The following is a 23,496-nucleotide window of genomic DNA, read 5'->3' as shown; positions in this document are numbered from 1 at the left end:
AGTAATAAGGGGGAAGTTATGGGTTTTTTTAATAGGTTTTTTAAAAAAGTTGAAAAAGTAAATGAGCAAGAGGCCACTCTTCATGAATTAAGTGAAGAATTGTATGTTGAATCACCGGTAGAGGAAGCGACTAGTTACTGGGTATCAATGGCACAAAATATAATTATTAATGCTGTAAAGGCAGCTGACAATGATGTGGAACGTGCCTTCGTATTATTGAATTTGAAGAAAGGTGAGGCTTCATTTGATATTTTTTATCAAATAAATGGGCAATTGTATTTCTGGGATCAGCTAGAAAATGAGAAGATAAAAAATAGAATTCAGAACGAGTTGTTACCGCAAGCTCCAGAAGTTTCAAATGCAGTAAATGAGCAATTTCGTGAAGCTGATCACCCTATAATTTCGTTCGCACAATTGCAGTTTGAATGGGAAACGAAAGCCTGGTTCTCACATATAATTTGGGAAGATAACCTTGCTGCTCAATTGCCAAAAACTCAAATTTTAAATGAATGGTTTCGTGTAATTAAAGAAGAAACGAAAAATAGACCACTGGATAGTGATGCGAAATTTTCTTGGTATCCATCAAACTCTTAAAAAATGAATACAGAGAGACAGGTTATGTTTCTAGATGATTTGTATTATTGAATAAGTATCAATAATACGTAATTCTTTTTCTATTGCCTGTTAGAATTCGTTATGTACTAATCCACTTGTTTTCTAAACTAAAACTTATATTTCGAATTTTTAAATAGATTGTAATACATAAAAATTCAAAATATAAGTTGACACTATTTTTAATGTGTGATAAAAATGATAGTAATCAATTCGGAAAATAATATTTGGGCAATGAAAGGGTATAGTAGTGAATATCTCCCTATTTCAGAGAGCTGATGGTTGGTGTGAATCAGTATATAGATTATTCATGAAGTTCGTCCTGGAGCATCTTTCATAAATCTCGCATTATGAGGAAATGAAAGACGGTAGTTTATACCGTTATCAAATAAAGTGGTGAAGATTGTTTCACAACTAGGGTGGTACCGCGATATTTATCGTCCCTACGTATTTACGTAGGGACGTTTTTTATTTAGGTCCTAACTTTGGTGTGGCTTCATAACTAGGGTGGTACCGCGATATTTTATCGTCCCTACGTTTTTGCGTAGGGGCGTTTTTATTTAGGTGGTTTCTTAGTGTTCTTCACAACTAGGGTGGTACCGCGATATTTTTGTCGTCCCTACGTATTTACGTAGGGACGTTTTTTTATTAGGGAGGAAGTGAACGTATTAGAAAAGAGTATTGATAGAACAATATAAATACCGAATTGTAACAAAGAAAAAGAGGTAGAGAGGAGATTAACAAATGAATTCACAGCAATGGACATCGAAATTAGGTTTCGTATTAGCTGCAGCAGGTTCGGCAATTGGTCTTGGGGCGATTTGGAAATTCCCATATATGGCCGGCATTGGAGGAGGCGGAGCGTTCTTCCTAATTTTCATCGGTTTCACATTATTAATTGGTTTACCGCTATTATTAGCTGAATTTGTTATTGGAAGAAGTACACAAAAAGAGGCTGTCGATGCATATAGAGAGATTGCTCCTAAAACGTTATGGCCTTGGTTAGGTAAATTAGGAATTGTAACATGTTTCATATTACTTTCTTTCTACAGTGTTGTAGGAGGCTGGATTTTATTATATTTATGGAATGCAATTACAGGTAGACTATGGGAAGGAAATGGAGCATACGAAGCTACGTTTGGTGAAATCATTTCCAATCCATATTTAGCAGTTGGATCACAGCTATTATTCATCCTTATTACTATTTTCATCGTAAGTAAAGGTGTACAAAATGGTGTTGAAAAAGTAAATAAATATTTCATGCCAGCACTATTCGTTTTATTCTTTGTATTAATCGTTCGTGCACTTACATTAGATGGTGCTGGAGAAGGCGTTCGTTTCTTCTTACAACCTGATTTCTCACATGTAACATCAGAAGTTATATTATACGCAATGGGGCAATCGTTTTTCTCATTATCTGTCGGGGTAGCCGTTATGGTAACGTATAGCTCATACTTACCGAAAGAAGAAAGCTTACCACGTTCAGCATTTTCTATCGTAGCCTTAACTCTTGTTATTACATTACTTGCAGGACTTGCAATTTTCCCAGTTGTGTTCGCATTTGGAATGGAACCATCTCAAGGGCCGGGACTATTATTTATCGTGTTGCCAGCTATTTTCAGTAAAATGGCATTCGGAAAATTATTCTTCATCGTTTTCTTATTACTATTCTTCTTCGCTACGATTACATCAGCAATTTCGATGTTAGAAATTAGTGTTGCATCGTTAACATCAAAAGGTAAAGGGAAACGTGAAAAAATGGCCTTAATCGTAGGGTTATTAATCTTCGTTGTTGGGGTACCATCAGCATTATCATTCGGTATATTAAGTGATCTGAAGATTTTCGGAAAGACAGTCTTTGATTTAGCGGACTATGCAGTAAGTAACGTTTTAATGCCACTTGGTGTATTATTAGTTTCTATCTTTGTTCCTTTAAAAATGAAGAAAGATGTATTAATGAAAGAGCTAGGTGTAAGTAAAAATAAAGGTTATAAACTATTCGTATTATGGTTATTCTTACTTCGCTTTATCGCACCAATTGCGATTATTATCGTATTCTTAAATGTACTTGGCATTATATAAAAAGAAAGGTGGCGTATCATACAAAGATACGCTACCTTTCTTTTTATTTTGCTCTTTTTTGCAATTCATTTACTGTTACGAACTGATAGCCCTTCTTAGATAAAGAATCTAAAATACCTTCAATCGTTTTTAAATTGTCATCAGACTCATCATACATAGAATGCAGTAAAATGATAGAACCTGGTTTTACATTTTTATTAACATATTTAATTTTATCAGCCGCAGATTTATAAAAAGTATCGGGCTCAAGATCCCATATAATCGTTTCAATATTATTTTTATTTAAATAATAGGGTAGTCCAATTAATTTTTTTCCGTTAGGCGGTCTAAAATCAATTTCGTCTGTAAATCCTGTTTGGCGGATTAATGAATTCGTTTTTTCTATTTCATCTTTAATAAAAGAAGGTGTTTTGAAAATCATTCTTTTATGAGAATATGTATGGTTTCCAAGCTGGTGCCCAGATTGCGCGATAGCTTCTCCTAATGATAGACTTTTCTCTAATTCATTTCCAATTAAAAAGAAAGTAGCTTTAGCGTTGTATTTATCTAGTAACGGTAATATTTGTTTTACATTGTTAGTAGGGCCATCATCAAAAGTTAAAGCGATCACTTTTTCATTTGTTTCTACGCGTTGTGTTAAATCTCCAAATAATTGAAAGCTTCTTGCGTTCATCAATTTGTATGTTCCGAATAATGCCGTGATAATAAAGAATAGTGTAACGATTGTAATGATAATTTTTTTCCTCATAACGTAACCTCACAATGATTTTTGATTCAATAAAAAGTATTATATCAAAATTAATTATTTATTGCTGAAAAAGTATGAAGATGCAAGGAGAGGGATTTTATCATATAATAAAATGCAAAAGGTATATTAGGAGGTGTTTATATGGCGATTATAATTCAATTGCCAGACACTGCAACGTCTCATGCAAAGCCAAGTATGGAAATGGCGATACTTTGCGTGAGGTAGACAAGTAATATACAATCGCCTATATGAGCTCGTATCATTTTTTATATTTGGCTTTGCACCTTATTGAAATGAACCATAAAAAATAAGGGGCGAGCAGAAATGAAATACGTAAAAGCTAATGCTGTTTTACCAGAGAGTTTAATTACTGAAATTCAAAAGTATATACAAGGTGAAACAATTTACATTCCGAAACAAGAAACGAAACATTATAAATGGGGTACACGATCTGGCGGAAGAAAACAACTAGATGAAAGAAATAAAGCAATTAAAGAAGCGTTTAAAAGTGGGATTGCTATTCATCAACTTGCAGAAGAATATTTTCTTTCTGGGGAAACGATTAAAAAGATTGTGTATTCTAAATAAGAGGAAAAGAGTCTGATTCATATATTACTTTGAATCAGACTCTTTTTGTTTTGTATTTATTGGATGTGAATGGACATGATAATAGCGACAATGTGCCATTTTTTACTAAATTGGATACATAACATTTGAGTGAAAAGCAGAAAGGTGAACATATATGAATCATCTTGGACAAATAACGATAGAACTTTTTGTTGGTTTTTTTGTTTTATTAATTGCTACTAAAATATTAGGGAAAACACAAATATCGCAGCTAACACCTTTTGATTTTATTTCTGCCATTGTACTCGGAGAATTGGTTGGAAATACGATATATGACCCTGAAGTGAAAGTCTGGTCCATTTTATATGCGGTACTAGTATGGACAGTATTAATTTACGCAATAGAAGTGATAACGCAAAAATATAGGGGGACAAGAAGGTTTTTTGAAGGATATCCTTCTATTATTATTCGTAATGGATATATTGACAGAGATCAATTAAAATCGAATCATTTGGATATAAACCAATTACAACAAATGCTTAGGCAACAAAAAGATATATTTTCAATCCGAGAAGTTGAATATATGATATTGGAACCTAATGGAAACATAAGCGTTCTGAAAAAAAGTAAATACGAATCTCCTACTATAAATGATTTAAGTTTAAAACATAAGCCTGTCTACTTACCAATTTCATTAATTAGTGATGGGAAAGTAGTTAAGGATAATTTGAGGGAAGCAGGATTTGATGAAGGGTGGCTTTATAAACAAATAAAGCAAAAAGGAATTACTAAATTTGAAGACGTATTATATGCGGAATGGAAAACAGATGATGGCTTCTTTTGTCAGGAAATGCAGCGGTAGAGAATAAGTGATGTATGTAATGTTTGTTTCTAAGTTATCTTTTACATATCAAAAAACGTAATCATTGTATACAATAAAACTAGATCAACAATTTGTATGGAGTGATAAAGATGGAAGCGTTTATTAGAAGTGATCAATATAATTTTATAAAATCACAAGCTTATATTTTAGCAAACGGGCATGCAACGGCAAACGATAGAGGTGTAATTCAAGCGTTAAAATCACTTGCGATCGAAAAGATAATACATGTATTTGAGAATTTAACCGATGAACAGAAAGAGTTAATTGATACGGTATTAACAGTTCAAAATAGAGAAGATGCAGAATCATTTTTAATGAAAATAAATCCGTATGTAATTCCGTTTCAAGAAGTTACAGCACAAACATTAAAAAAATTATTTCCTAAAGCAAAAAAGCTAAAACTTCCCGATATGGAAGAACTGGATATGAAAGAATTATCTTATTTAAGCTGGATTGACAAAGGATCAAGCAGGAAATTTATTATAGCGAAAAATGATAAAAATAAGTTTGTTGGTCTGCAAGGAACGTTCCAAAGTTTAAATAAAAAAAGTATTTGTTCATTATGTCATGGGCATGAAGAAGTAGGGATGTTTTTAGTTGAAATTAAAGGTGATGTACCAGGAACTTTCGTTAAAAAGGGAAACTACATTTGCAAAGATGGTGTAGCTTGCAATCTGAATATGAAATCGCTAGATAAATTGAACGATTTTATTGACCGCTTGAAGAAATAACGAGAAAACCTCTAGTATTTAAACTGGAGGTTTTTATTTTTTGAAGAAGTAAAATAAGCTTTCTTTGTAAATGTAGATTTATAATGAAATTTGATAAAAATATCTATTATGATACAGTTGCTTATATGCAAGGAGGTAAAACATGGATTACATTTTACCGAAAGAAAAATTGAAGCGATGGCCAAAAGATACGATAGCGGCGGGGCGTGGTCATACTGTTGGTCTTAAATCGGATGGCACGGTAGTAGCGGTGGGCCGGAGTAAAGAAGGAGAATGTAATGTATGTGGCTGGCGAGATATTGAAGCAGTTGCAGCAGGCAATGTTCATATGGCGACGAACACAGGTAATGCTCACAAAATCGGTCTTACATGTGACAATACTGCGATAGCAGTGGGTTGGAATAAGCATGAACAATGTGATGTAAACGATTGGCATAATATTGTAGCGGTTGCGGCAGGGTGGCGTCGTACTATTGGCCTTAAATCGGATGGCACGGTAGTAGCGGTGGGCCGAAATAAAGAAGGAGAATGCAATGTAAGCAGTTGGCAAGGTATTGTGGCAGTCACAGCGGGTGACTGGCATACAGTCGGTCTTAAATTGGACGGCACATTGACGACTGTGGGAAATAATCGATATGGTCAATGCAATGTAAGTAGCTGGCGAGGTATTGTATCGGTCAAGGCTGGGTATCTTCATACTGTTGGTCTTAAATGAGACGGTACGGTGACAGCAGTGGGGAATGATAAACATAACCAGTGTGATGTGAGTGGCTGGATAGATATTGTAGCAATAGCGGCTGGTACGAATCATACAATCGGACTAAAATTAGACGGTACCGTGGTGGCCGTGGGCTGGAATGAGTATGGTCAATGTAACGTAAGCGATTGGCGGGATATTGTAGCGATAGCGGCTGGTTGTGCACATACAGTCGGACTAAAATCAGACGGCACGGTGGTCGCGGTAGGTAATAATGAATTTGGCCAATGTGATGTAGGTAGCTGGCGCGACATTCGGTCGCCTGGCAAATAGTCAATTTACAATAAATGATTAGTAATATTATTCTATTTTAGGAGTAATTATGGAATAGGATATGTAGAAAATAATTAAACTTAAATCTGCTGAATAAGAATCTCTTTTAAAAAGGGATTCTTATTATTTTTCGTAAAATGAGGGTCTAAATGGAATTTTTGAACAAACTTTCTTTCAAAATTACAGTAGAAGATATAAATAAAGTATAGAGGAGATAAAGGAATGCTTAAAAGGTTTTTACTTTCTTTACCGGATGTTTTACTTATATGTATCGTTCTCTACATAACGTACACAAATTCTTTTAGTTTTGGACAGATGTTAGTAATTTCAATTGCAATCGGAATTATTGGTGGTCTTGCTATTAGAATTTGTAAGGATGTATTCATGTATATAAGGTGGACAATTAAACAAAGAAAAACTTGAATATGTTTAATTGTTATTAGGAGGGAATGAAATGACTAAGAAAAAGAATAGAGTGAAAAACGAGATAGTACTTTGGTTACTAACAGCAATTGTTCTGTTAATTGTATGGTACTTTTATCAAAAATAAAAACGCATCGTACTAAAAAAGCACGATGCGTTTTTATTATTTTTTTTGCCAATTTTCTTTAATAAAGTCTTCACGGCCAGATTCTTTTTGCTCAGTAGCATATTTCTCTGGATTCTTTTTATAGAAATGTTGGTGGTAGTCATCTGCTTCGTAAAAAGGTGCAGCAGGACGAATTTCAGTCACGATTGGATCTTTAAACATACTGCTTTCTGCAAGAGCTTGTTTTGATTTTTCAGCAAGCCCTTTTTGTGTTTCGTTATGATAAAAAATAGCGGTACGATAAGATGGACCACGGTCAAAGAATTGTCCGCCATCATCAGTTGGATCGATTTGTGGCCAATATAAGTCTAGTAATTTCTGATAAGGAAAAATAGAAGGATCGAATGTAATTTGAACAACTTCTAAATGTCCAGATGTTCCGGTTTTTACTTGTTCATATGTTGGGTTTTCTACATGACCTCCTGCATAGCCAGAAAGTACTTTATGAATACCAGGAAGTTCATCAAATGGTTTTACCATGCACCAAAAGCAACCGCCTGCGAAGGTTGCGAGTTCGTATGTTTTTTCGGACATTGCTGTAATCCTCCTAAATGTATATCTTTTATATAGTATTATATAAATTGTTTTATTGCGCAATAAAAAAGATTTGAAAATATATGTTTTTTATAAACAAGATCCTCCGCTCACATCAATTAATTGTCCAGTAACCCAGCGGCTGTCTGGAGAAGCAAGAAATGCAGCAGTATCGGCAATGTCTTCTACTTCACCTAAGCGATTGAAAGCGGAAATAGTAGTAGCGTACTGCTTCATCATCGGGTCGCTCAAGAGTTCTGCATTCATATCTGTTTTAATAAATCCTGGAAGTATTGCATTCACCGTTATTCCTCGTGCTCCAAGCTGTTTTGCTAGTGTAAAAGTCATTGTATTAATAGCGCCTTTCGTCATACTATATGCAACAAAATCAGGTAAAGAAATGCGGGTCGCAGCGGATGAAATATTAATAATTCGGCTATTGTCACGTAAACGTGGCAGTGCTTGTTGAATGATAAAGAATGGTGCTTTTGCATTTACTGAAAACATTCTATCAAAAAATTGTTCAGTCGTTTCTTCAATAAAAGCACCAGGACCAATGCCAGCATTGTTTATTAAAATATCAAATTGTGTTTCACCAGTGCGCTTTTGTAATTCAGTATCTAAAGCTTTATAAAGGTTTTCTACACCATGTAAGGATTCTAAATTTGCGCCGATAGAAAAAGCTTGGCCACCATTTGATTGAATTTCATGAACAGTTTCTTCAGCGTCATCTTTTCGATTACCGTAATGAACAGCAACCAATGCACCGTCATTTGCTAAACGTTTAGCGATCGCTCGTCCAATTCCTCGGCTTGCTCCTGTAACTAACGCTACTTTCCCTTTTAACATAGTTTTCTCATCTCCTCATAAATCTTTCTTTATGTAGTAGTGCAAACATACTTAAGCAATATATGAGTGTATGTAAGTAATTCATTCCAATTTTGATTTGAGAAAAAATAAATAGAATGAATTTAGATTTTTTTTGAAAAAACATGTTGACAAAGAAAAGAACAACGTCCTATAATACGTGTAACAAATAAAAGTTAATTAAAAATTTTCTAACTTTATATGTTGTATATGCAAAGAAGAGGAAAGTAGATGATTATGATCGTTTCAGAGAGCTACTCCAAGGCTGCGAGAGTAGTAACAATCAAATCATTGAAGATCACCTCGGAGCATCGCTTGCGAAAGGGAAACTGAGTAGAGGGCGGCGGCATCGTCTCCGGTAAAAGGACGGGGGTCTAATTGGACCTACGAAGCTTATATTTCGCGAGAAGTATAAGGAAGCTGAGTGGTAACGCGAAACTCTCGCCTCAGCAATCAAAGCTACTAAATTGTAGTAGTTGATTGCTGAGGCGAGAGTTTTTATTTTAGAAAATAGAATAAGAGAATGCGTGGAAGAGGAGAGTAAATGATAAAGATTGTTTCAGAGAGCTGCCCCGAGGCTGTGAGGGTGGTAACAATGCACTCATTGAAAATCACCTCGGAGCACTACTTTTGAAAATTAGTAAAAAGTAGCGGGTTTTGTTCCCGATAGAAAAACAAAAGTCTAATTGGACTTGCAGAGCTTATATTTCGTGAGAAGTGTAAGGAAGCTGAGTGGTACCACGATTCCCTCGTCTCAGCAATGGATTGCTACAAGTATGTAAGTAATCGATTGTTGAGACGAGTATATTTTTAATATTTATATACTGAATATTCTGTTAAAAATACTCATCTCAGCAATCGATGTAGAAATAGATTGCAAAAAATAGAGAAAAAAAGAGGAGCGATGTGAGATGGGAAACCAGTACATTTACATGAATGGGGAATTTGTAGAAAAAGAAAAGGCAGTTGTTTCAGTATATGATCACGGATTTTTATACGGAGACGGTGTATTTGAAGGGATTCGTAGTTACGGAGGAAATGTATTTTGTTTAAAAGAACATGTAAAACGATTATATGAATCGGCAAAATCTATTTTACTTACAGTCCCACTGACAGTTGACGAAATGGAAGAAGCAGTTTTACAAACGTTGCAAAAAAATGAGTATGCGGATGCTTACATTCGTTTAATTGTTTCACGAGGAAAAGGTGACTTAGGGCTCGACCCTAGAAGTTGTGTGAAACCGAGCGTTATTATCATTGCAGAACAATTAAAGTTATTCCCTCAGGAATTTTACGATAATGGATTAAGCGTTGTATCTGTTGCATCAAGACGTAATACGCCAGATGCATTAGATCCACGCATTAAGTCAATGAACTACTTAAATAACGTACTTGTAAAAATTGAAGCGGCACAAGCAGGAGTGTTAGAGGCTCTTATGTTAAATCAACAAGGATATGTTTGTGAAGGTTCTGGCGATAATGTTTTCGTTGTGAAAGATGGAAAAGTATTAACCCCACCATCCTATTTAGGAGCATTAGAAGGTATTACGAGAAATAGTGTTATCGAGCTATGTGAACGACTGAGTATTCCATGTGAGGAAAGACCATTCACTCGCCATGATGTATATGTAGCGGATGAAGTATTTTTAACAGGAACAGCAGCGGAGTTAATTCCAGTTGTAAAAGTTGATTCGAGAGAAATTGGAGATGGGAAACCAGGAAGTGTAACGAAACAATTGACCGAAGAATTTAAAAAATTAACGAGAGAAAGAGGAGTACGTGTTCCCGGGCTGACGGAAAGCTTAGCATAAATAAGGAGAGGAGTTAATTGAAATGAAGCAGCAGTATACAGCGTATGAGAAGTTACAGTGTGAAGAAATGACAGGCGCTGGGCACGTGATTCAATGTTTGAAGAAATTGGGTGTAACGACCGTTTTCGGCTATCCAGGCGGAGCGATCTTACCAGTATACGATGCGTTATACGAAAGTGGTTTGAAACATGTTTTAACTCGTCATGAACAAGCTGCCATTCATGCGGCTGAAGGATATGCGAGAGCTTCTGGAAAGGTCGGGGTAGTCTTTGCTACCTCTGGCCCAGGGGCGACAAATTTAGTTACCGGCTTAGCAGACGCTTATATGGATTCGATTCCTTTAGTTGTCATTACCGGCCAAGTTGCAACGCCTTTAATTGGTAAAGATGGATTTCAAGAAGCGGATGTTGTCGGAATTACAGTACCTGTTACGAAGCATAATTACCAAGTTCGTGATGTAAATCATGTATCACGAATTGTGCAAGAAGCTTTTTACATCGCCGAAAGCGGACGCCCGGGACCAGTATTAATCGATATTCCAAAAGATGTTCAAAATGCAAAAGTCACCAGTTTCTTTAATGAAGAAGTTGATATTCCGGGGTACAAACCAGAACTTGTACCAGACAGCATGAAACTTAGAGAGGTAGCTAAAGCAATTTCAAAATCAAAGCGTCCGCTTCTTTATATTGGGGGAGGTGTCATTCATTCAGGTGGATCCGATGAACTTTTTGAATTCGCAAGGGAGAACCGTATTCCAGTCGTTTCAACTTTAATGGGACTTGGTGCATATCCACCGGGAGATCCATTGTTTTTAGGGATGCTTGGTATGCATGGGACATACGCTGCTAATATGGCGGTAACAGAATGTGATTTACTACTTGCATTAGGTGTTCGCTTCGATGATCGTGTAACAGGAAAATTAGAACTTTTTTCTCCGCACTCGAAAAAAGTACATATTGATATTGATCCTTCTGAGTTTCATAAAAATGTAACTGTAGAGCATCCCATTGTTGGTGATGTGAAAAAAGCGTTACACATGTTGTTACATATGTCTATTTATACACAAACAGACGAATGGCTTCAGAAAGTAAAGGCATGGAAAGAAGAATATCCACTTTCTTATAAGCAAAAAGAATCTGAGTTAAAACCACAGCATGTGATCAACTTAGTAAGTGAATTAACGAATGGTGAAGCGATTGTCACAACAGAAGTAGGACAGCATCAAATGTGGGCTGCTCACTTCTATAAAGCAAGAAAACCTCGGACGTTCCTTACCTCTGGAGGATTAGGAACGATGGGGTTTGGTTTTCCAGCAGCAATTGGTGCTCAGCTAGCTAAAAAAGAAGAACTTGTCATTTGTATTGCAGGTGATGCTTCTTTTCAAATGAACATTCAAGAACTACAAACAATTGCTGAAAATAACATCCCTGTAAAAGTATTTATCATAAATAACAAATTTTTAGGGATGGTAAGGCAATGGCAAGAAATGTTTTATGAAAATCGTTTATCAGAATCAAAAATTGGATCGCCAGATTTTGTGAAAGTGGCAGAAGCTTATGGAGTGAAGGGATTAAGAGCGACAAATTCAACAGAGGCGAAACAAGTGATGTTAGAAGCATTTGCTCATGAAGGTCCTGCCGTAGTTGATTTTTGTGTAGAAGAAGGTGAAAACGTATTTCCGATGGTTCCGCCAAACAAAGGGAATAACGAAATGATTATGAAGAGGTGGGAAGAATGAGTCATACTTTTTCACTCGTTATTCATAACGAGCCAAGCGTCTTATTACGTATAAGTGGGATTTTTGCTCGGCGTGGTTATTATATTTCTTCTTTACATTTAAATGAAAGAGATACAAGTGGTGTTTCTGAAATGAAACTCACAGCAGTTTGTACTGAAAATGAAGCGACATTACTTGTTAGTCAGTTGAAAAAATTAATTGATGTACTGCAAGTAAATAAATTATAAGGAGTGTATGGAATATGAAAACATATTATGAGAAAGATGCAAATGTAGAGTTATTACAAGGAAAAACTGTTGCAGTAGTTGGTTATGGATCACAAGGTCATGCGCAAGCACAAAATTTACGTGATTCTGGTGTAGAAGTTGTAGTTGGTGTTCGTCCTGGTAAGTCGTATGAAGTAGCGAAAGCAGATGGATTTGAAGTAATGTCTGTTTCAGAAGCGGTTCGAACCGCACAAGTTGTACAAATGTTATTGCCAGATGAACAGCAAGCTTATGTGTATAAAGCAGAGGTAGAAGAGAATCTTCGTGAAGGACAAATGTTACTTTTCTCACATGGATTTAATATTCACTTCGGACAAATTAACCCGCCAAGTTACGTAGATGTAGCGATGGTCGCGCCAAAAAGTCCAGGTCACCTCGTTCGTCGTGTATTTCAAGAAGGAAATGGTGTTCCGGCATTAGTGGCAGTACATCAAGATGCAACAGGAACAGCATTAAGTTTAGCTCTTGCGTATGCAAAAGGTGTAGGCTGTACACGTGCAGGCGTAATTGAAACGACATTCCAAGAAGAAACAGAGACGGATTTATTCGGAGAGCAAGCAGTGCTTTGCGGCGGGGTAACTGCGCTTGTGAAAGCTGGTTTTGAAACATTAACAGAAGGTGGATATCGACCTGAAATTGCATACTTTGAATGTTTGCATGAATTAAAGTTAATTGTTGATTTAATGTACGAAGGCGGTTTAACGAATATGCGCCATTCTATTTCAGATACGGCAGAGTTCGGAGATTATGTAACAGGATCGAGAATTGTTACAGATGAAACGAAGAAGGAAATGAAGCGTGTTTTGACAGAAATTCAGCAAGGTGAATTTGCGAAGAAATGGATTTTAGAAAATCAAGCAGGGCGTCCAACGTATAATGCGATGAAAAAAGCAGAGCGAAATCATCAGTTAGAAAAAGTAGGGGCAGAGCTTCGTGAAATGATGAGCTGGATTCATGCACCGAAAGAATTAGTGAAAAAATAGAGTAAGTGATTGTAAGTGAAAAATACGTAAGAGGGGATTTGACAAGATGAGAAGTGACATGATTAAAAAAGGTTTTGATAAAGCGCCGCACCGTAGTTTATTAAAAGCAACTGGTTTGAAAGATGAAGATTTTGATAAACCTTTCATAGCGATTTGTAATTCTTTTATTGAAATTATTCCAGGGCATAAGCACTTGAACGAGTTTGGGAAACTTGTAAAAGAGGCAGTTCGCGCGGCAGGTATGGTACCATTCGAATTCAATACGATTGGAGTTGACGATGGTATTGCGATGGGACATATCGGTATGCGTTATTCTCTTCCGAGTCGTGAAATTATTGCAGATTCAGTAGAAACGGTTGTAAATGCACACTGGTTTGACGGCATGATTTGTATCCCAAATTGTGACAAAATTACACCTGGTATGATGATGGCTGCACTACGTATTAACATTCCGACTGTGTTTGTTTCAGGCGGCCCGATGGCAGCAGGAAAAACATCTAAAGGAGAAGTTGTCGATTTAAGTTCTGTTTTTGAAGGAGTAGGAGCTTATCAATCTGGGAAAATTTCAGAAGAAGAATTAAAGGATATTGAAGATCATGGCTGTCCATCTTGTGGTTCTTGTTCCGGAATGTTTACGGCGAACTCTATGAACTGTTTATGTGAAGTGTTAGGTTTAGCTCTTCCTGGTAACGGGAGTATTTTAGCAATTGATCCAAGACGTGAAGAGTTAATTAAACAAGCAGCAGAGAAATTAAAAATTTTAATTGAAAGAGATATTAAACCAAGAGACATCGTAACGGAAGAAGCGATTGATGATGCGTTCGCGCTTGATATGGCAATGGGTGGATCAACGAATACAGTATTGCACACATTAGCTCTCGCACAAGAAGCGGGTTTAGATTACGATATGAATCGCATTGATGCCGTTTCAAGACGTGTACCACATTTATGTAAAGTAAGCCCTGCTTCCAATTGGCACATGGAAGATATTGATCGAGCGGGCGGGATTAGTGCAATTTTGAAAGAGATGAGCCGAAAAGAAGGGGTGCTTCATCTAGACCGAATAACGGCTACCGGGCAGACGTTAAGAGAAAACATTGCTCATGCAGAGATTAAAGATAAGGAAGTTATTCATTCTCTCGAAAACCCTCATAGTGAAGAAGGGGGATTACGTATATTAAAAGGAAACCTTGCGAAAGATGGAGCGGTTATTAAAAGCGGTGCAACAGAGGTAAAGCGTTTTGAAGGACCTTGCGTTATTTTTAATTCACAAGATGAGGCGCTTGCGGGCATTATGCTTGGAAAAGTGAAGAAAGGCGATGTAGTTGTTATTCGCTATGAAGGACCAAGAGGTGGCCCTGGTATGCCAGAGATGTTAGCGCCAACGTCAGCGATTGCTGGAATGGGATTAGGTGCAGATGTTGCGCTATTAACGGATGGTCGTTTCTCGGGTGCTTCACGTGGTATTTCAGTAGGACATATTTCACCAGAAGCAGCTGCGGGTGGAACGATTGCACTTCTTGAACAAGGGGATATTGTATGTATTGATGTTGAAGAACGCTTGCTAGAAGTAAGAGTTAGTGATGAAGAATTAGATAAGCGTAAAAAAGAATGGAAACGACCAGAAGCGAAAGTGAAAACTGGCTGGCTTGGACGTTATGCACAGATGGTAACATCGGCGAATACAGGTGCAGTTCTAAAAATCCCGGATTTTGATTGAGCCAATTTAAAAGAGATAAGGATGATATATAATGGTGCAGAAGGTAAAGGAGAGAGTGAAAATTGAAGATATCTTAATGGCTCATAATTGCATGAAAGATATCGTTATTAAAACACCGTTACAACGTGATACAGTTTTATCTGAGAAATATGATTGTGACGTTTATGTAAAACGAGAAGACTTACAATTGATTCGCTCTTTCAAAATTCGTGGTGCGTACAATTTAATTCAAAGTTTATCAAAAGAACAATTACAAAACGGTGTTGTATGCGCGAGCGCTGGTAATCATGCGCAAGGAGTTGCTTATACGTGTAATTTATTGAAGATTGCGTCAAAAATCTTCATGCCGACGACAACACCTAAACAAAAAGTATCACAAGTACAATTTTTCGGTGGTGATTTTGCGGAAATCGTATTAGTTGGTGATACATTTGATAGCTCTTTCCAAGAAGCGCAGCGCTATTGTGAAGAAAATAGAATGACGTTCGTTCATCCATTTGATGATCCGTATGTAGTTGCTGGTCAAGGGACAGTTGCAGTTGAAATTATGCATGATATGGAGAAATCGGTTGACTATATCTTTACGGCAATCGGCGGTGGTGGGTTAGCATCAGGTGTTGGTACATATGTGAAAGGTGTTAGTCCTGCTACAAAGGTTATTGGTGTAGAGCCGATGGGAGCTGCATCTATGAAAGAGGCTTTTCTTCAAAATGAAAATGTCGCATTAGAGAAAATAGATAGTTTTGTTGATGGGGCAGCTGTTAAAAAAGTAGGAAAGTTAACATTTGAAACTTGTAAAGATGTAATTGATGACATTGTTTTAGTACCAGAGGGAAAAGTTTGTACGACGATTTTAGAACTGTATAAGAAAAATGCAATTGTAGCTGAACCGGCTGGTGCACTATCTATTGCAGCGCTTGATTTATATAGAGATGAAATAAAGGGTAAAACAGTTGTATGCACGCTAAGTGGTGGAAATAACGATATTGATAGAATGCAAGAAATGAAAGAACGTTCGCTCATTTACGAAGGATTAAAACATTACTTCATTATTGAATTCCCGCAACGTTCAGGTGCGCTAAGAGAATTTCTTGATAAAGGATTAGGACCAGAAGATGATATTACGCGCTTTGAATACATTAAGAAACATAATAAAGAAAATGGTCCAGCGTTAGTCGGCGTAGAGTTGAAACATAAAGAAGATTATGAGCAATTAATTACTCGCTTTAAAGAAAATAATATTCAATTTATGGAGCTTAATAAAAATCCCATCTTGTTTGATTTACTTATTTAATAGAAGGAAAGGGATAACATACGGTTTTACTAGAAATAAAAAAGATAGATATAAGCAGTAGAAACGCTACTTGTATCTATCTTTTTATAGTTAAACTAAATATTTTCCATATTCAAGAAGGATAAAGCTAGTTAACCAAAAGAGTATCGCAATACGAATGATTACATACATAGTAAATTCAAAGGTAGTAAGTTTTCGTTCGTGTTTTATTTTTTTTAGAAGTCTAACAGAGAAAATTGAACATAAAAGTAGAACGGCTATAGATATTTTATAAATATTCTCTAACAAACTTACATTTTCTAATAAGTCTTTCAGCATGTTCATTACCTATTCTGTAATGTATGTTACAGAGAAATAGATCTTGAGCTGTCTAGTTTCGTTTGTTTTTTATTTTCCCTGTAGCATCAATTTCTACATCAGTTGAAATTGTTTGTAAATATTGAAGAGCTTTTTTCTTTTCTTCCTCATTTACAGGGGAAACTTGGTTGTTACGAATGATGTAAGGATTGAATGACATTTGTACATCCTTTCCTTTAAAAGTTAAAGTTAATACGCCAGTTTCGGCGCTTTTCCCACTCACATAACTTGGGAATAAAAAGTTACCTAATGAATAAGCGATAGGAACTTTATTATAATACTCAAATCCTTGTAACCAATGCGGGTGACTCCCGACAATCGCGTCAGCTCCTGCTTCAACCATTTTAGGTACATATTGTTTTTGGTATTCTACCGGACGATTTGATTTTTCAACGCCCCAATGCATATAGACGATTAAATAGTCTGCATCTTGTTTTTGCTCTTTAATTGTTTTTGTTACGAGATTTAAATCATATCCGTTTGCAACACCAGGTTTATTGTTACCAGCTACCCAGTTCGTATCAGGCATAAATCGAACGAAGGAAAGAAATTTGAACTTTTTCCCTTTTACAGTCATTTCTCGTGCTGTATATGCATCTTTTGCATTTTTTCCGGCTCCGATATAAGGGAATTTTAATTTTTCTACGTGAGAAATCGTGTCTAATAATCCATCTTGCCCATAATCAAGTGTATGGTTATTTCCGATATTTACGATGTCATATCCAGTGTTTTTTATAGCTTGTAGCGTGGATGGATCACTTTTAATCCAAAACAGTTGTCCAGGAGCTTTCTTTTCTCTCGTTGTAAATGCTGACTCTAAATTAACGAAAGAAATATCAGCTTTTGTTATTTCTTCTTTTACATGTTGGAATGGATAATCAGCCCCATTTTTTTCGATTACAGGACGTAATTGCCAATCGAACATTGTATCACCAGAGAAAGTGAGTGTAATTTCCGGGTCTTCTATTTTCTTTTCACTTGTTGAAGCGGTTTTACTAGATTTGTTTTGCAAATCGGGTTTGTCTTTCGCTTTTGAAGTAAAAGAGTAGTTAATTAATAAAACAATTGGTGTAATGCAAAAGGCTATTAACAGAAATCGTTTTAGTAAAGTTTTCATAAATACCGTCCCTTTTGAATTTATACCGCAATTTGTGGGCAATAAAACTCACGTTAATTAAAGTTTCACATTATGTATTACTACAAAAAAAATTGCGGTTTATGTTGTGGAAAACATTTGTTAATATTCTTAATATTAAGTTAACATATAGATAACCTGTAAATCAATGTATAAACCAAAATATAGAAATAAAGAATTCGAAGGGTGAAGAATAAGAAATGGTTATATTAGGAGCAGTTGTAAATGGGATTTGTATTATATTTGGTACTTTACTAGGTAAATTATTTAGTAGGATTCCAGAAAGTATGAAGGGAACAATTATGCATGCAATCGGTTTAGCGGTTACTGTGCTTGGGCTTCAAATGGCATTGAAAAGTGAAAATTTTCTTGTTGTCATACTAAGTTTAGTGATTGGTACCGTCATCGGGGAATGGCTACAATTAGAGAGAAAGTTAAAACATTTAGGGGATTGGCTAGAAAATAAAGTTGGATCAAAAGGGAAAGGGAGCATATCAGAAGGCTTTGTAACTGCTACTTTAATTTTTGCAATAGGTGCGATGGGCATACTTGGTGCACTCGACAGCGGGATTCGTGGCAATCATGATATTTTATTTACAAAGGCGATTATCGATGGATTTATTTCTATTATATTAACGACAACTTTAGGAATTGGTGTAGTATTTTCGGCGATTCCAGTTATTTTATACGAAGGCGGTATTGCGGTTTTTGCAACACAAATTAATAGTTTGGTCCCGAAAGCATTAATGAATCAATTTATAGTGGGAATGACAGCTACAGGTGGTATTATGATAGCTGCTATTGGATTGAACTTACTTGGTATTATTAAAATTAAGGTGGCAAATTTACTGCCAGGTATATTGGTAGTTGGTATAATTGTTTCACTTATTTATGGTTACGGTTTAATAGTAAAGTAGTAGGGGATGAAGGTACATATAAAGAAAACTTACCTATTTATATAGCAGAACAAGAAGAAGTGATAGTAGGTTTTGCTTGTTATGATGTAGTGAGAGGGAAGAAAGGATTGTTTGGTCCAATGGGCACAGCGAAAAAAAATCGTGTGAATGGTGTAGGGAAGCAATTGTTATATCGTTGTTTACATAGTATGAAGAAAGAAGGATATGAATACGCAATTATTGGACAAGCAGGTCCGGTTGAGTTTTATGAGCGATGTTGTAATGCACGTTTAATACCGGTAGAGAGTAATTAACCAACTCCATATATGGGAGTTGTTTTTTTTATGAAAATAATGTAGAGATGTAGTGATTTTCACTAGAAAATAGCGGGTTTTGTAGTAAATCTTACAAATAAAGCAAATTACTAAACTTTTTACAAGAAAGGGTGTAGAATGGGTATCTAAAGAAAGAAGGTGTGAAAATGGCCAGCTGGAAACGAAATTTGATGATTTGTTGGCTAGGTTGTTTTACCACTGCAGCCGGTATGAGTTTAGTAATTCCTTTTTTATCTTTTTATATTGAGGAATTAGGAGTAACTGGCACTTCTAGTATTGCACAGTGGTCGGGACTTGCATTTGGTATAACATTTTTAATGGGTGCGATCGTATCACCAATATGGGGAAAGCTTGGTGATATACATGGACGGAAATTGATGCTTATTCGTGCGAGCCTTGGTATGGCGATTATTATGACGCTTATGGGGTTTGTAACGGATGTGTATCAACTAGTCGCACTAAGATTTTTGATGGGAGCGGTATCTGGTTTCCTTTCAACGGCGATGACATTTATTGCAGCAGAAACTCCGAAAGAGCATTCAGGTTGGGCAATTTCTACAATTTCAACTGGGGGCGTGAGCGGTTCTTTACTTGGCCCATTACTTGGTGGTTATTTGTCGGAGTTAATTGGAATGCGCCATGTTTTTCTTGTTACAGGAGCTTTTTTATTCCTTTCTTTTCTCATCGTTTTTTTCTTCCTACATGAAGAGAATCACTCCGCTCAAGCAAAAAAAGTACAACAGAAAAAAGTATGGACGATGGTTCCAGCAAAGCATTTAATTATTAGTTTATTTGTAACAACATTTATTATTCAACTTGCGAACATGTCAATTCAACCTATTATTACATTGTATGTAAAGAATTTAGAAGGCCCAGGAACAGCTCATATTGAAATGATTGCAGGTGCAGTCATGTCTGCGACAGGTTTAGCTATTATTATGGCAGCTCCTAAGCTAGGTAGATTATCAGATCAAATTGGTCCTCAAAAAACGTTAGTTGTAGCGTTGTTTGCTGCAGGAATTATTTTTATCCCGCAAGCATTTGTAACCTCAGCTTGGCAACTATTAATTCTTCGATTTTTATTAGGTATCGCACAAGCAGGATTATTACCTTCCGTACAAACTCTACTAAAACAACATACACCAACCCATGTAACGGGACGAATATTTGGATATAATCAATCGTTTCAATTTTTAGGAAATATGATTGGACCAGTACTTGGTGGACAAATTGCAGCACATGCGGGCTTCCAATATGTTTTCTTCTCTACATCATCACTATTATTTATTGCGTGCATTTGGGTTTATTTTCATAATAAGAACGAAGAGGTATCAGAGAAACGACATTTGGAAGTTAGTTAACTAAGTGAATGAAAAAGAAGAGGATGAAGCAACGATTGCTTCATCCTTTTCTTTAAAATTGAAGACAAAGATAACTTAATGTACCCATCTCATAACTGCGGTGAATGACTTCACCGTTATTTTCACCGCTTCCCATAGCGATAAATAAAGGAACAAAATGCTCTGCTCTTGGTACTGCTAATTGTGCATGAGGGGCATTGTTCTCCCAATTAAATAATGCATCTTTATCAGTAGTCTGCATATGTTTAATAATCCAATCATCAAATTCAATTGCCCATTGTTCGGGTGTCGTTTGATTCCATTTCAAAGCTCGTAAGTTATGAACAGTAACACCGCTACCGATTATTAAAATATCTTCTTGTCCAAGCCCTTTAAGTGCTTCTCCAATCTTAAATTGCTCTTTTGCAGGAAGGAATGGATTGACTGAAATTTGGACGACAGGAATATTTGCTTCTGGATACATGCGGTGCAGAAGAGTCCATGAGCCATGATCTAAACCTCTCGTCATATTATGATGGACTGGAATACCTTTGTTTTTAAATTTTGTTTCTAACATAGATGCAATGTTAGAAGAACCTTTCGCACGATATTTGATTTCGTATAACTCAGGAGGAAAACCTCCAAAATCATAAATTGTTTCATATTCGTTATCTGATGAAGAAATCGTTAATGCTTCACTTTCCCAATGAGCAGTGAAAATAATAATCGCTTTCGGTTTATATGTTGCTCCAAGTGTTTTTAAAAACCTTGTATAGTCTGTATCTTGAATAGCAAGCATCGGTGATCCGTGTGCTAAAAATAATGATGGCATCATAATAGAAACCTCCCAAAAAATATAATAATTACTTTATGTAAGTAACTATATAATTTTATTTCAAATTCGTCAACATAATAGTTATTGAGCTAATTGGAAAAGTGCGGCATTTGTCATAATGAAAGCAATTGCATATAATACATAATAAGAATAATGAATGGATATTCATTTTTTGATATACATAATAGAGTTGGGGGCTGACGAAATGAACGTACAGGAAAGTTTCGTTACGGCATTGGATGGATCGGAAATTTATTTACGTAAGTGGCTACCAGAAAGAGATCCGCGAGGGATTATTCAAATTGCACATGGTATGACAGAACATGCAGGTGTTTATACAGACTTTATTGCTGCGTTATTAAAAGCAGGGTATGGTGTTTATGCACATGATCATAAAGGTCATGGGAAAACAGTGAAAAGAGAAGAAGATTATGGTCATTTTAAACCAAATGTAGGTTGGAATGAGGCTGTTTCTGATGTTATTTTTGTATCAGAAACGATAAGAAAAGAGCAGACATGCCCGTTATTTTTACTTGGACATAGTATGGGTTCTTTTTTATCAAGACGTGCTGTACAACTGAAAGGTGAATTATATGATGGATTCCTTATTTCAGGAACTGGTGGAAATCCAGGGATTTTAGGAAGTATCGGTCATAAAGTAGCGACAATTGAGATGAAATTACGCGGGGAAAAAACGAAAAGTCCAATGTTAAATTTTTTATCTTTCGGAAACTTCAATTCACACTTTAAACCAAATCGTACAAAATTTGATTGGTTATCTTCAGATAACAGTCAAGTAGATAAATATATTGCGGACCCATTATGTGGATTCATTTGTACAACGAGTTTTTATCGAGAATTATTTTCTGGTGTATTAGAAGTAAATAAACTAGAAGAGTTCAAAAAAACACCGAAAAACCTTCCGATACATATTTTTTCAGGAGATCGTGATCCTGTTGGGGATATGGGGAAAGGTGTAAAAGAAGTATATGAAAACTATAAAAAATGTGGTGTGAAAGACGTGACACTACGTTTATATGAAAATGGTAGACATGAAATGTTTCATGAAGTAAATAAGGATGAAGTATTTAAAGATTTAATTTCGTGGTTAGATGCGCATAATAAATGAGAAAGATAATCCCAAACTGTTTGTAGTTTGGGATTATTTATTATACAGAAATAGAGGCAATAAATTCTTAAATTCACTTTACTTAATAAAAAATAAATCTTATTCTATAGTCGTTCAAAAAATAAAGAAATATTGTATGAGAGGAAACCTCACTTTTCTGAAGTGAGGTTTTTTGTAGTAACGAAGTAATAGTGAATAAAACTAATTTTAAAAGTAACTTAAAATCAACCTTTTTATAAAGCAACAGATGCCTGTTCATAATAGTAGTATAATAGTGAATGAGGTGTTAATAGAATGGAAGATAGAACGTTAGGTTTATTACTAGATGTTGTTGGGGAATTATTTTCAGATGAAATTTCAATTGCTGTTTCGAATACGAAAGAATATATTTACTATCGGCCAAGTAAACGAATTGATTTAAAGATTAGTGTCGGGGATCCTATAAAGGAAGGAACGATTGCTCATAAAGCGATGGTGATGAACCAAAAAACCTCTGAGTTTATTAATCGGGATGTTTTTGGTATTCCTTATCATGGAATGGCTGTACCATTTTCAAACAATGGAAAGCTTGAAGGGTGCGTAACGGCAATTTATCCAGCTTTAACGGATGGAAAGTCAGTTGTTACTTTAAAAACAACAGACGGCTGGATTCCGGTTCCTTTTTCAAAGGTTATGTATTTAGAGGCTAAAGATAAAAAGACGTATGTGAATTCAGAAGAGTTATCAGGAACACATAAATACTCTCTGCAAGAATTCGAATACTTGCTTCCGAAAGATTCATTTATTAGATGTCATCGTTCGTTTATTGTAAATGTTAATCATATTAAAGCGATTTATCCTGATACCCATTCTACTTTTGTACTTTCAATGGATAATGGTGAGAGAGTACCAGTTAGTCAATCGTACGCTAGTTATTTCCGTAAGCTTCTAGGATTCTAAGTTTTTCTGCTTTAGAACCTAGATTTGCTGTTCTGTCTGAATTTTCGGTATTGTATAAGAAAACCCCTATTTTGA

General features: G+C 35.8%; 22 protein-coding genes, 2 pseudogenes and 3 other annotated features. Of the genes and pseudogenes, 18 read left to right on the top strand and 6 right to left on the bottom strand.

Annotated elements, in window-relative coordinates; translation table 11 throughout:
- Positions 1-18 precede the first annotated feature (18 nt).
- Entirely contained in the window at positions 19-594 is a 576-nt protein-coding gene (locus MHI28_RS07945; protein WP_000505537.1) for a hypothetical protein, read from the top strand.
- Positions 595-837: 243 nt separating this feature from the next.
- Positions 838-1,060, top strand: a binding site (T-box leader).
- A 296-nt stretch (positions 1,061-1,356) separates the two neighbouring features.
- Positions 1,357-2,694 (top strand): sodium-dependent transporter, encoded by a 1,338-nt coding sequence (locus MHI28_RS07940; RefSeq protein ID WP_001088185.1) that lies wholly within the window; start codon positions 1,357-1,359, stop codon positions 2,692-2,694.
- Between the two features lie 43 nt (positions 2,695-2,737).
- On the opposite strand, the gene MHI28_RS07935 is transcribed toward MHI28_RS07940, so the two are convergent.
- A complete protein-coding gene (locus MHI28_RS07935; RefSeq protein WP_001227581.1) occupies positions 2,738-3,442 on the bottom strand; it encodes a polysaccharide deacetylase family protein in 705 nt (234 codons plus the stop codon).
- 324 nt (positions 3,443-3,766) lie between these two features.
- On the opposite strand from MHI28_RS07935, the gene MHI28_RS07930 reads away from it, so the two are divergent.
- The 5 genes and pseudogenes from MHI28_RS07930 to MHI28_RS07910 all read left to right on the top strand — a co-directional run bounded on the left by MHI28_RS07930 (position 3,767) and on the right by MHI28_RS07910 (position 7,076).
- Entirely contained in the window at positions 3,767-4,030 is a 264-nt protein-coding gene (locus tag MHI28_RS07930) for a CD3324 family protein (RefSeq protein WP_000878325.1), read from the top strand.
- Between the two features lie 154 nt (positions 4,031-4,184).
- Positions 4,185-4,871, top strand: a complete 687-nt coding sequence (locus tag MHI28_RS07925) for a DUF421 domain-containing protein (protein WP_001015971.1) — start codon at positions 4,185-4,187, stop codon at positions 4,869-4,871.
- 110 nt (positions 4,872-4,981) lie between these two features.
- Positions 4,982-5,623, top strand: a complete 642-nt coding sequence (locus tag MHI28_RS07920; protein ID WP_000387066.1) for a FusB/FusC family EF-G-binding protein — start codon at positions 4,982-4,984, stop codon at positions 5,621-5,623.
- Between the two features lie 142 nt (positions 5,624-5,765).
- A pseudogene (locus tag MHI28_RS07915) lies at positions 5,766-6,653 on the top strand (RCC1 domain-containing protein).
- Between the two features lie 222 nt (positions 6,654-6,875).
- Complete coding sequence (locus tag MHI28_RS07910; protein WP_000919318.1) at positions 6,876-7,076, top strand: hypothetical protein; 201 nt, start codon at positions 6,876-6,878, stop codon at positions 7,074-7,076.
- A 163-nt stretch (positions 7,077-7,239) separates the two neighbouring features.
- On the opposite strand, the gene msrA is transcribed toward MHI28_RS07910, so the two are convergent.
- Together msrA and MHI28_RS07900 are read right to left on the bottom strand one after the other, a co-directional pair.
- On the bottom strand, positions 7,240-7,776 hold the full coding sequence (gene msrA, locus MHI28_RS07905; RefSeq protein WP_001291894.1) for a peptide-methionine (S)-S-oxide reductase MsrA: 537 nt from the start codon (positions 7,774-7,776) through the stop codon (positions 7,240-7,242).
- 90 nt (positions 7,777-7,866) lie between these two features.
- Entirely contained in the window at positions 7,867-8,625 is a 759-nt protein-coding gene (locus MHI28_RS07900) for an SDR family oxidoreductase (RefSeq protein ID WP_000911802.1), read from the bottom strand.
- Positions 8,626-8,849: 224 nt separating this feature from the next.
- Positions 8,850-9,095: a binding site (T-box leader), on the top strand.
- Between the two features lie 67 nt (positions 9,096-9,162).
- Positions 9,163-9,403 (top strand) — a binding site (T-box leader).
- Between the two features lie 151 nt (positions 9,404-9,554).
- On the opposite strand from MHI28_RS07900, the gene ilvE reads away from it, so the two are divergent.
- From ilvE to ilvA, 6 genes are read left to right on the top strand one after another with little or no spacing between them, the layout of a single operon-like run.
- The gene (gene ilvE, locus MHI28_RS07895) at positions 9,555-10,454 is read left to right on the top strand and encodes a branched-chain-amino-acid transaminase (RefSeq protein WP_000528163.1); all 900 of its coding nucleotides are present in this window, start codon (positions 9,555-9,557) and stop codon (positions 10,452-10,454) included.
- Positions 10,455-10,476: 22 nt separating this feature from the next.
- Positions 10,477-12,192, top strand: a complete 1,716-nt coding sequence (gene ilvB, locus MHI28_RS07890) for an acetolactate synthase large subunit (protein WP_000813467.1) — start codon at positions 10,477-10,479, stop codon at positions 12,190-12,192.
- Positions 12,189-12,419 carry an ACT domain-containing protein gene (locus MHI28_RS07885; protein ID WP_000019916.1) on the top strand — a complete coding sequence of 77 codons (231 nt, stop codon included), beginning with the start codon at positions 12,189-12,191 and terminating at the stop codon, positions 12,417-12,419. The genes ilvB and MHI28_RS07885 overlap by 4 nt, the downstream gene beginning before the upstream one ends.
- A gap of 14 nt (positions 12,420-12,433) precedes the next feature.
- Entirely contained in the window at positions 12,434-13,441 is a 1,008-nt protein-coding gene (gene ilvC / locus MHI28_RS07880) for a ketol-acid reductoisomerase (RefSeq protein WP_000861150.1), read from the top strand.
- A gap of 46 nt (positions 13,442-13,487) precedes the next feature.
- A complete protein-coding gene (gene ilvD / locus MHI28_RS07875) occupies positions 13,488-15,161 on the top strand; it encodes a dihydroxy-acid dehydratase (protein WP_001255822.1) in 1,674 nt (557 codons plus the stop codon).
- A gap of 31 nt (positions 15,162-15,192) precedes the next feature.
- Positions 15,193-16,455, top strand: a complete 1,263-nt coding sequence (gene ilvA / locus MHI28_RS07870) for a threonine ammonia-lyase IlvA (protein ID WP_000250342.1) — start codon at positions 15,193-15,195, stop codon at positions 16,453-16,455.
- Positions 16,456-16,545: 90 nt separating this feature from the next.
- Here the strand turns inward: ilvA and MHI28_RS07865 are convergent, their stop codons facing one another.
- Both MHI28_RS07865 and MHI28_RS07860 read right to left on the bottom strand, forming a co-directional pair.
- A complete protein-coding gene (locus MHI28_RS07865; protein WP_002162858.1) occupies positions 16,546-16,773 on the bottom strand; it encodes a hypothetical protein in 228 nt (75 codons plus the stop codon).
- 52 nt (positions 16,774-16,825) lie between these two features.
- Complete coding sequence (locus tag MHI28_RS07860; protein WP_000854495.1) at positions 16,826-17,929, bottom strand: CapA family protein; 1,104 nt, start codon at positions 17,927-17,929, stop codon at positions 16,826-16,828.
- A gap of 218 nt (positions 17,930-18,147) precedes the next feature.
- On the opposite strand from MHI28_RS07860, the gene MHI28_RS07855 reads away from it, so the two are divergent.
- From MHI28_RS07855 to MHI28_RS07845, 3 genes and pseudogenes are all read left to right on the top strand, one after another.
- On the top strand, positions 18,148-18,864 hold the full coding sequence (locus tag MHI28_RS07855) for a DUF554 domain-containing protein (RefSeq protein ID WP_000236048.1): 717 nt from the start codon (positions 18,148-18,150) through the stop codon (positions 18,862-18,864).
- Positions 18,865-18,878: 14 nt separating this feature from the next.
- Positions 18,879-19,157, top strand: a pseudogene (locus MHI28_RS07850) (GNAT family N-acetyltransferase); the annotation flags it as partial.
- Between the two features lie 167 nt (positions 19,158-19,324).
- Positions 19,325-20,539 (top strand): multidrug efflux MFS transporter, encoded by a 1,215-nt coding sequence (locus MHI28_RS07845; RefSeq protein WP_000179292.1) that lies wholly within the window; start codon positions 19,325-19,327, stop codon positions 20,537-20,539.
- A gap of 52 nt (positions 20,540-20,591) precedes the next feature.
- Here MHI28_RS07845 and MHI28_RS07840 read toward each other — a convergent pair whose 3' ends face one another.
- On the bottom strand, positions 20,592-21,353 hold the full coding sequence (locus MHI28_RS07840; protein ID WP_000982885.1) for a DODA-type extradiol aromatic ring-opening family dioxygenase: 762 nt from the start codon (positions 21,351-21,353) through the stop codon (positions 20,592-20,594).
- Between the two features lie 205 nt (positions 21,354-21,558).
- Between MHI28_RS07840 and MHI28_RS07835 the strand changes: the two genes are divergently transcribed.
- Both MHI28_RS07835 and MHI28_RS07830 read left to right on the top strand, forming a co-directional pair.
- Entirely contained in the window at positions 21,559-22,482 is a 924-nt protein-coding gene (locus tag MHI28_RS07835; protein WP_001102604.1) for an alpha/beta hydrolase, read from the top strand.
- Positions 22,483-22,776: 294 nt separating this feature from the next.
- Positions 22,777-23,421, top strand: coding sequence for a LytTR family DNA-binding domain-containing protein (locus tag MHI28_RS07830; protein ID WP_000390209.1), 645 nt, complete (start codon positions 22,777-22,779; stop codon positions 23,419-23,421).
- The last annotated feature ends 75 nt before the right edge of the window (positions 23,422-23,496 follow it).

The organism is Bacillus sp. FSL K6-0268 (assembly GCF_038005425.1).
GTDB lineage: Bacteria > Bacillota > Bacilli > Bacillales > Bacillaceae_G > Bacillus_A > Bacillus_A thuringiensis_S.
This window is presented reverse-complemented; position numbering and strand designations above follow the sequence as displayed.

Coding starts and splice junctions, on each gene's coding strand:
- MHI28_RS07925 (WP_001015971.1), top strand. CDS start 4,185: ATGAATCATCTTGGACAAATAACGATAGAACTTTTTGTTGGTTTTTTT.
- ilvD (WP_001255822.1), top strand. CDS start 13,488: ATGAGAAGTGACATGATTAAAAAAGGTTTTGATAAAGCGCCGCACCGT.
- MHI28_RS07830 (WP_000390209.1), top strand. CDS start 22,777: ATGGAAGATAGAACGTTAGGTTTATTACTAGATGTTGTTGGGGAATTA.
- MHI28_RS07910 (WP_000919318.1), top strand. CDS start 6,876: ATGCTTAAAAGGTTTTTACTTTCTTTACCGGATGTTTTACTTATATGT.
- MHI28_RS07935 (WP_001227581.1), bottom strand. CDS start 3,442: ATGAGGAAAAAAATTATCATTACAATCGTTACACTATTCTTTATTATC.
- ilvC (WP_000861150.1), top strand. CDS start 12,434: ATGAAAACATATTATGAGAAAGATGCAAATGTAGAGTTATTACAAGGA.
- ilvB (WP_000813467.1), top strand. CDS start 10,477: ATGAAGCAGCAGTATACAGCGTATGAGAAGTTACAGTGTGAAGAAATG.
- MHI28_RS07845 (WP_000179292.1), top strand. CDS start 19,325: ATGGCCAGCTGGAAACGAAATTTGATGATTTGTTGGCTAGGTTGTTTT.
- MHI28_RS07865 (WP_002162858.1), bottom strand. CDS start 16,773: ATGCTGAAAGACTTATTAGAAAATGTAAGTTTGTTAGAGAATATTTAT.
- ilvA (WP_000250342.1), top strand. CDS start 15,193: ATGGTGCAGAAGGTAAAGGAGAGAGTGAAAATTGAAGATATCTTAATG.
- MHI28_RS07920 (WP_000387066.1), top strand. CDS start 4,982: ATGGAAGCGTTTATTAGAAGTGATCAATATAATTTTATAAAATCACAA.
- MHI28_RS07835 (WP_001102604.1), top strand. CDS start 21,559: ATGAACGTACAGGAAAGTTTCGTTACGGCATTGGATGGATCGGAAATT.
- MHI28_RS07840 (WP_000982885.1), bottom strand. CDS start 21,353: ATGATGCCATCATTATTTTTAGCACACGGATCACCGATGCTTGCTATT.
- MHI28_RS07900 (WP_000911802.1), bottom strand. CDS start 8,625: ATGTTAAAAGGGAAAGTAGCGTTAGTTACAGGAGCAAGCCGAGGAATT.
- MHI28_RS07945 (WP_000505537.1), top strand. CDS start 19: ATGGGTTTTTTTAATAGGTTTTTTAAAAAAGTTGAAAAAGTAAATGAG.
- ilvE (WP_000528163.1), top strand. CDS start 9,555: ATGGGAAACCAGTACATTTACATGAATGGGGAATTTGTAGAAAAAGAA.
- msrA (WP_001291894.1), bottom strand. CDS start 7,776: ATGTCCGAAAAAACATACGAACTCGCAACCTTCGCAGGCGGTTGCTTT.
- MHI28_RS07855 (WP_000236048.1), top strand. CDS start 18,148: ATGGTTATATTAGGAGCAGTTGTAAATGGGATTTGTATTATATTTGGT.
- MHI28_RS07885 (WP_000019916.1), top strand. CDS start 12,189: ATGAGTCATACTTTTTCACTCGTTATTCATAACGAGCCAAGCGTCTTA.
- MHI28_RS07860 (WP_000854495.1), bottom strand. CDS start 17,929: ATGAAAACTTTACTAAAACGATTTCTGTTAATAGCCTTTTGCATTACA.
- MHI28_RS07940 (WP_001088185.1), top strand. CDS start 1,357: ATGAATTCACAGCAATGGACATCGAAATTAGGTTTCGTATTAGCTGCA.
- MHI28_RS07930 (WP_000878325.1), top strand. CDS start 3,767: ATGAAATACGTAAAAGCTAATGCTGTTTTACCAGAGAGTTTAATTACT.